This window comes from Fodinicurvata sp. EGI_FJ10296 (assembly GCF_040712075.1).
Classification (GTDB): Bacteria; Pseudomonadota; Alphaproteobacteria; order DSM-16000; family Inquilinaceae; genus JBFCVL01.
In genome coordinates this window covers 37,962-45,661 of record NZ_JBFCVL010000013.1, presented here as the reverse complement: position 1 = coordinate 45,661, position 7,700 = coordinate 37,962, and the positions used below count along the sequence as shown (strand labels likewise).

Here is a 7,700-nt window from a genome sequence, read left to right as displayed (position 1 = left end):
CCGCTCGATCTCTTCCTCGGCAACTGTGTTTCTCGACACAGCATCCGCCCCTGCCTCCACCCCGGAGACGCGAAGCGTCATCCGGGGTCCACACGCTCCCCGAGAACTCTGACAGTGTGGGCCCCGGCTCTGCAAAGCAGCATTTCATGCTGCATTGCGTCCGGGGCAGGGGATTTTTTGCGGCGTCACCGCTCCATCTCTGCCCCGGAAGCGCGAAGCGCTGTCCGGGGCCGGCACGCTAAACGAGAACCATGATGGTGTGGAGTCGGCCCTTCGTCATACGCGCGCACCAGCCGTTTGGTTCCCTGCCCATGCATGCGAAAAAGGCAGGTCAACCAAGCGGTTTGCGCACACATTCCCTCCTTCTCACCGCACTGCGAAACGGCCAGATTTGACCGTCCGTCGGATGTCCAGAGCAGTGGCGATAACCGGACGATATGGGGCGCAGGTACGATAGTGCGGCCCGTCTCGTCGGTGCTACCCGCTCCGGGCGCCGTCATCGGCGTTTTCCAGACAATCTGGCGTTCCGGAGTGGGGTTATGGTCAACGAGTTTCGGACCCTGTTGACAGCGGTGGCGCCGTTGATAATCAGCGCGGGCGTCATGATCGTCGGGAACTCGCTTCTCGGTACGATGCTGACCGTGCGCATGGATATGGCCGACGTTCCGATCGATCGCATCGGTCTGGTCATGGCGCTGTTCTCGGTCGGATTCGTGGCCGGAACCCTGGTGTGCGAGCGGCTGGTATCGGCGGTCGGCCACATTCGCAGCTTTGCCGCCTTTGCGGCGATTGCGTCGGCCAGCGTCCTGATGCATGCGCTTTACTCGAACGACTTCCTGTGGATGGGGCTCAGGATGGTCACCGGGTTCTCCATCGCCTGTCTGCTGACGATCATCGAAAGCTGGCTCAACGCCAAATCCCCCAATGCACTGCGCGGCCGCGTGATGGGCATCTATATGACCGTCTTCTATCTGGCGGCGGGTGGGTCCCAGTTGATCCTGCTGGGATTCGATCCAGCGGGGTTCGAGCTTTTCGCCGTCGTGGCGATGATCATCAGCCTTTCGCTGGTTCCCCTGGCACTGACGCGATCGCAGAATCCGCCGGAAATCGTTTCAGATCGGCTCAGCCTGCGGGCGCTGGTCGCGATTTCTCCGCTGGGCGTTATGGGGTGCTTTGTCGCCGGTATCGTGATCAGTGCCTTCAATGCGCTTGCGCCCGTATATGCGCGGTCGATCACCGACACGACCGACTTTGTTGCCGTCATGATGACGGCAGCCATCATCGGCGGATTCCTGTTTCAGCTGCCGATCGGACGATTGTCCGACCACTTTGACCGGCGCACCGTCATCTTGTGGCTCAGCATAGCGGTAACGCTGATCGCATTCGCGATCGGGCTCGGGCGCGAGTTTCCGACATGGCTTATTCTGACGCTTGTCTTCGCCTTCGGTGGCATTGCCTATACCCTCTATCCGATCAGCCTGACCTATGCGAACGACTATCTGCAGCCGAGCCAGCTTGTGCCCGCGGCGGCCGGGTTGCTGCTGTGCTATGGCATCGGCGCCATCCTCGGCCCGATCGCGGGTGCGGCGGCGGTTCGGCCGTTCGGCATCTCCGGACTGTTCTTTGCAATTGCCCTTGCCGGTGCGATCATGGTCGTGTTCACCTTGTGGCGCATGCGTCGGCGCGTTGCGCCGGCGCTGGAAGATCAAAGTCACTATGTCGCGATCGCACCGACATCCGTGGCCAGCGAGCTCGACCCACGGTACGAACCCGAGGAGGGGATTCAGTTGGAATTCGATTTCGATTCGGTAGCCGGCGTCGATGCGCTTGACGCGCCTCCATCGGGTGATGCCGACCCAAAGGGTGACACTGGCCCAGACCGGCCAGCCGCGCTTGCGGTAGCGCGCGGGAATCCGGCACCGGGTGCCACCAAGGAGGCTGCTTGACCGTCACTGCCCTTACCGGCCCTTTTTACCTGATGCCGATCAACAGTCTGACGATGCTCGCTTTGCTGGGCGGTCTCGGCCTTTACGCAGGCGGCGTTGGCGGCGGCGTGGAATGGCGGATTCCGATCGGTCTCATAGCCGGGCTTCTCGGCGGACTGGTTGCTTTCATGCTGGGTGTGCGGATTCCGCACGCCGGCCTCGTGCTGTCGAGCATGGTGCTGATATCCGGGCTATTGGTCGCTGCCGTGCCCCGGGGGCCACAGATGCTGATGCTGGTCGGGGCTGTCGTCATCGGCGCTCTGGCCGGGCTGGCCGGCTTTATCGCCGTGCCAGTCGTGCTGCTGGACTGGGTGTCGCTGATCCTGGGCCTGATGCTGGCGGTCGCGGCGGGAGTGGGGTTGTCGGTGATCGTTTCGCAGGCGATGTCGTGGCAGGCGGTCCGGGGCATCGGTCTGGCGATAATTGCCTACGGCGCGGTACTACTGTTTTTCACGCCATGAACATCTTGCTGCCTTTGTGGGTTGGTAAACCATTTCCAGATAGATTGAGGCATCCCGCCGCGATCGGTCCGGCATCCACTGTGATGGGCCGAAAAATCTTGTAAGTTGGGTCCCATGACGATCAGACGCGACACAGCCGGTTTCCACCCTGCGGCTCCGTTCCGGGGGCCGACCGGCAATCGGTCAGGCGGTGGTCAGCGAATGCTTCGGGCCCTTGTGGTTTCCATTTGTACGGTGATTGCCGCGCCGGCGGCGCTGGCCGAGCAGACCACGTTCTTCCGCATTGGAACCGGGTCGATCGGCGGCACCTATTTTCCCATTGGCGGCGTCATCGCCAACGCCATCTCCAATCCACCCGGTTCGCCGGCCTGCGACCGGGGCGGCAGTTGCGGCGTTCCCGGACTCATTGCCATGGCGAGCGCGAGTGCCGGGTCCGTCGCGAACATCGAGAATATGGGGGCAGGCGTCCTTGAGAGCGGCCTTGTACAGGCAGACATTGCTCATTGGGCCGTAACCGGAACCGGTCTGTACGAAGGCAACGAAGAGTTCGCCGATCTGCGCGCCATCGCGCGTCTGTATCCTGAAATCGTCCATTTCGTGGTGCCGGCAGAGAGCGGCATCGAATCGGTTCGCGACCTGGAGGGCCGGCGTGTATCGCTTGGCGAATTGCGCTCAGGCACGCTGATCGATTCCCGTCTGGTCCTGGAGGCTCACGGCCTGACCGTCGACGATATCGAGGCGGTGTACATGCATGCGGAACCCGCCAGCGACATGATGGTGAACGGTGAACTCGACGCCTTTACCATCGTCGGCGGTGCACCGCTTCTGGCTGTCGAGGACATAGCGAGGCGGATGCCGATTCGAATATTGTCGATGGAACCGGAGGCTATCGACGCCCTGATCTCGGAAAACAGCTTCTTCACTCATGAGTCGGTCCGGGCCGACATCTACCCCGGTGTCGACGAATGGGAAAGCATTGCCGTCTCGGCGATCTGGGTCACCACGACCGATACCGATCCGGACCTCCTCTACGGGATCACCCGTGCACTGTGGAATCCGAATACATTGGCCGATCTGGTGCGGACGCATCCCCGCGGCAGCGACATCAGGCTGGAATCGGCGACCGTAGGACTTGGTGTGCCACTGCATCCCGGCGCCGAGCGCTACTACCGCGAGATCGACCTGTTGCCGGACGAAACGCCGGATGGACAAGACGTGCGGGACGATCCGTCGGGCGGGGGCGCACCGCTTCTGGACCCCCCGGTCTCGCCGCCAATGGCCGATGACGGCGCCGCAACCGATCGCGATTCATCGAACATCGTGGTGCCGGAGGTCGTCCAGGGACTGCTGGAACTCGGGCCGCCGCAGCAAAAACCCGTACAGACGCAATAGCCGACTGAACTCGCGGTCCTCGCGATATCCTGCCGGGCTTGGCAAATGGGCCCCTGTTGACCCATGCTAGGCACGCGATCCCGCTTGCCTGTCGTCACCGGGGCCGTCTCAACCATACCGGAGGGCGGCCGGTCGCTCCGGCACCCGCCATTTGTCGAGGAGATCCCGCGTGCCGCTGCCCTGTTTTGCCACCGATGCCGATCATTCCGCCACGACCCTCACAGTCGTCAAGCCTACGGATTTGGAGCAGGCCCTGGAGGCTCTGGACCCGCCTGCGCGCGCCTGGGCCACACTCGGCGGTTTCCGGGCGGAGCCGGGGCAGCATCAGCTTCTGCCGGCACCGGACGGCAGCCTGGGCGGTTGTCTGGTCGGAGCGGACGACGGCGACCCGATGCGCGCCTATGGCGGGCTGCCGATGTCCCTGCCGGCCGGCACCTATGCGCTGTCGCCTTCGGCGTCGTCAGAGGTCGCGGATCAGGTTCAGCTGGGCTGGGGGCTCGGCGCGTACCGATTCGACCGCTACAAGAGCACAAAGGGCCGTCAGCCGGCGTTGCTGAGTATCGACGCTGATGACCGCCGGAACGTCCACGCGGCGGTGGAAGCGACCTGGCTGGTGCGGGATCTGATCAACACGCCGGCTGAGGATATGACTCCCGTCGCTTTGCACGCAGCGGCGAAAGATCTCGCCGACGCTTTCGGCGCGACGTTCTCTGCCATTGTCGGCGAGGACCTTCTCGAACAGAATTTTCCGGCCGTTCATGCCGTCGGACGGGCCTCGCCCCACGCACCGCGTCTGCTGGATTTCACCTGGGGCGATCCTGCCCACCCCAAGGTGACGATCGTCGGCAAGGGTGTGTGCTTTGACACCGGCGGCCTCGACATCAAACCGGCCGGCGGCATGCTGAACATGAAAAAGGATATGGGCGGCGGCGCACACGCGCTGGGGCTGGCGCGCATGATCATGGCCTCGAATATGCCCGTCAGACTGCGTGTCCTGATCCCGGCTGTCGAGAATGTCATTGCCGGCAACAGCTTCAAGCCACTCGATATCATCAGGACCCGCAAGGGGTTGAGCGTTGAAATCGGCAACACCGATGCCGAAGGCCGGGTCGTGCTGGCCGATGCCCTGTGTGAAGCCGACAGCGAATCGCCCGATATCATCGTCGATTTCGCGACCCTGACCGGCGCCGCGCGCGTGGCGCTGGGCGCCGATCTGCCGGCATTCTTCTGCAGCGACGACGACCTTGCCGCCAGAACCGTCGCCGGATCGATGGCGATCGAGGACCCGATCTGGCGAATGCCGCTATGGGCGCCATACCGAAAGTTGATTTCCTCGACCGTAGCCGATATCAACAATGCGGGCGAGAGCGGCATGGGTGGCGCGATAACGGCGGCTCTTTTCCTTCGGGATTTTGTCTCCGCCGGCACGCCGTGGATGCATCTCGATACATTTGCCTGGAACGCTTTTGAACGGCCGGGCCGTCCCAAGGGGGGCGAGGCGCTGGGCATGCGGGCCGTCTTTGCTGCGCTGCAGGACCGATATTCGGCGAAGGGATGAGCGCGGGCATGACCATCGCGACGCGTGAGGCGGCGGAACCGGCATGAGGGCCGCACTGGATGTCTGGCGTCAGGCGCTCGTCACGACGGTGCGCCAGGACCGTCCCGATCTGACGGCGCGGCAATTGGCCGTGTTGCTGACGGTCTATCTGACGGCGCCGCCGCATACCGTTCGCGGTCTGGCAACGACGCTCAACATCTCCAAACCGGCCGTGACCCGTGCCCTTGACCGCCTGGGCGTATTCGGTTTCGTCAAGCGCAAGCAGGATGAGGCGGACAAGCGCAACGTTCTGGTCCAGCGCACGGTCAAGGGATCGGTATATCTCAGCGAGTTCGGAGAGATCGTCCACCGCGCCATGCGGGAGACGGCCAGCGAAAGTACCGAGGCGAAGGAATGACGATGAATATTGGCGCCGGTCTCGATCCGCGTCAGAACGCCTTCCGGCCTGATCTGGCCGATATCCGGCTGAAGGGGCAGGTTCGGGCCGACGCCTTCGTCACCGGACAACAGGCGCTGGTCGCGGCGCCCGTGGCGCCGGTTTGGGCAAGGCCCGATGCCGATGTCCCGATGGTGACCGAGTTTCTGTACGGTGAGCCGGTAATCGTCTTCGAGGACCGGGAAGACGATTGGGTCTGGGCCCAGAGCGGCGTCGACGGTTATGTCGGTTATTTGTCAGCCACGGCGCTTGGCCCGGCCGTTCTCGGCGCGCCTGACCCATCGCCGGTGACGGCGCTGTCGGCACCGGTCTTTCGGCATCGCGATATCAAAAGCCCCGTGATCGCGATGCTGTCCATGGGGTCGCTTCCGATATGCGATCCGGTCGAGGGCGACTTCGCCGCGATTCCGGATCTCGGTGGATTCATCCATCGCCGGCACCTGGTGCACGCCAACCGGTCGGACATTGCGGCGATTGCGGCCATGTTCCTGCACGCCCCCTATGTCTGGGGCGGCCGATCGGCGGCCGGGCTTGACTGCTCGGGCCTTGTTCAATGCGCATTGCGCACCTGCGGCATCGCCGCCCCGCGCGACAGCGATCAGCTTGCCGCTGGTGTCGGCCACGCCGTAGACTTCGAATCCGGGGGTGACGGTGCGGCCCGATGGGACCGGTCCCGGGGAGACATCGTCGCATTCCCGGGGCATATCGGCATAATGGTGGACGATGAACATATCGTTCACGCCAATGCCGCTGCGATGGCGGTATCAATCGATCCGGTGGATGCGGTGGCCCGCCGTTGCCACGCCGCCGACGGCCGCGGCGTCACGGCCGTACGGCGACTTCCGCCGTCGGAATCTGCGCTGGAATCGCGACCGGTCGATCAGTAGCCGCGACCGCGATCGACGACGTTCTGGAGCGGTTCGCCCGCCTCGAAGCGGCGGATGTTCTCCATCACCGTCCTGATGGCTGTGCGGGCATGGGTCACGCTGGCAACATGCGGCGTCATGGTGACCGCCGGATGCGACCAATAGGGATGGTCCGCGGGCAGCGGTTCCGTTGAAAACACATCCAGGGTCGCGCTGGCGATGTGCTCGTCGTCCAGGGCGGCGAGCAGATCGGCGTCCACGACATGAAGCCCCCTGGCGACATTGATCACATGCGCGCCGCGCGGCAGTCGACGGAGCGTGTCGGCGTTCAGGATACCTGTCGTTTCAGCCGTCAGCGGCAGCAGGTTGACCAGGATCTCGGTCCGGCGCAGAAATGCGTCCAAGCCTTCTTCGCCATGAAAACTCGTGACGCCGTCGACGGATTTCGGCGACCGGCTCCACCCGGCAACGTCGAATCGCAGCCGCGAGAGCATCGTCGCCGCATCGCTGCCAAGCACGCCGAGCCCCATGACGCCGACCGGCCGTTCCCGGCCGAGCCGCTCGGGCAACTGGTTCCAGAGATGCTGCGCCTGTTGCGCCCGATAGGCTTCCAGCTGCCGGTGTATGCGCAATGCGTGCAGGACGACATATTCCGTCATGCCTTCGGTGAGGCTGTCGTCGACCATACGAACCAGCGGTATGTGGGTCGGAAGTGTCTCGTCCTTGAGCACGGCGTCGACGCCGGCACCCATGGAGAAAATTACCTTGAGATTGGGCAGCCGCGCCAGCAGTCCGGGCTCGGGCTTCCAGACCAGGGCATAGTCGATGTCGTCTTCGCGGCCGATATCCGGATAGGCCCGAACCTCGCGATCGGTCAGGGTCGAGCGCAGTGCCGGAACCCAGCTCTCGGTGTCTTCTTTATCGGAAGATGCAAATAGCAATGTCATCGGTTTTCGGTACCCGGGGCTGTTCGTTTTCGATATCGACCATGGGTAGCCCGTC

At 63.7% G+C, this 7,700-nt stretch carries 7 protein-coding genes; 6 read left to right on the top strand and 1 reads right to left on the bottom strand.

The genetic code is table 11. The features are described 5' to 3' along the window. Positions 1–539 precede the first annotated feature (539 nt). The 6 genes from ABZ728_RS21485 to ABZ728_RS21460 all read left to right on the top strand — a co-directional run bounded on the left by ABZ728_RS21485 (position 540) and on the right by ABZ728_RS21460 (position 6,719). Complete coding sequence (locus ABZ728_RS21485; protein WP_366658481.1) at positions 540–1,946, top strand: MFS transporter; 1,407 nt, start codon at positions 540–542, stop codon at positions 1,944–1,946. After that, entirely contained in the window at positions 1,943–2,446 is a 504-nt protein-coding gene (locus ABZ728_RS21480) for a hypothetical protein (RefSeq protein ID WP_366658480.1), read from the top strand. Before ABZ728_RS21485 ends, ABZ728_RS21480 begins: the two co-directional genes overlap by 4 nt. Before the next feature lie 114 nt (positions 2,447–2,560). Further along, positions 2,561–3,838, top strand: a complete 1,278-nt coding sequence (locus tag ABZ728_RS21475) for a TAXI family TRAP transporter solute-binding subunit (RefSeq protein ID WP_366658479.1) — start codon at positions 2,561–2,563, stop codon at positions 3,836–3,838. 169 nt (positions 3,839–4,007) lie between these two features. Next, on the top strand, positions 4,008–5,396 hold the full coding sequence (locus tag ABZ728_RS21470) for a leucyl aminopeptidase family protein (protein WP_366658477.1): 1,389 nt from the start codon (positions 4,008–4,010) through the stop codon (positions 5,394–5,396). 43 nt (positions 5,397–5,439) lie between these two features. Beyond that, entirely contained in the window at positions 5,440–5,793 is a 354-nt protein-coding gene (locus ABZ728_RS21465) for a MarR family transcriptional regulator (RefSeq protein WP_366658475.1), read from the top strand. After that, positions 5,790–6,719: an NlpC/P60 family protein gene (locus ABZ728_RS21460; RefSeq protein WP_366658473.1), complete on the top strand. Its 930-nt coding sequence runs from the start codon at positions 5,790–5,792 to the stop codon at positions 6,717–6,719. The genes ABZ728_RS21465 and ABZ728_RS21460 overlap by 4 nt, the downstream gene beginning before the upstream one ends. Here ABZ728_RS21460 and ABZ728_RS21455 read toward each other — a convergent pair. Further along, positions 6,713–7,645: a glyoxylate/hydroxypyruvate reductase A gene (locus ABZ728_RS21455; protein ID WP_366658471.1), complete on the bottom strand. Its 933-nt coding sequence runs from the start codon at positions 7,643–7,645 to the stop codon at positions 6,713–6,715. The genes ABZ728_RS21460 and ABZ728_RS21455 overlap by 7 nt on opposite strands. Between the last annotated feature and the right edge of the window lie 55 nt (positions 7,646–7,700).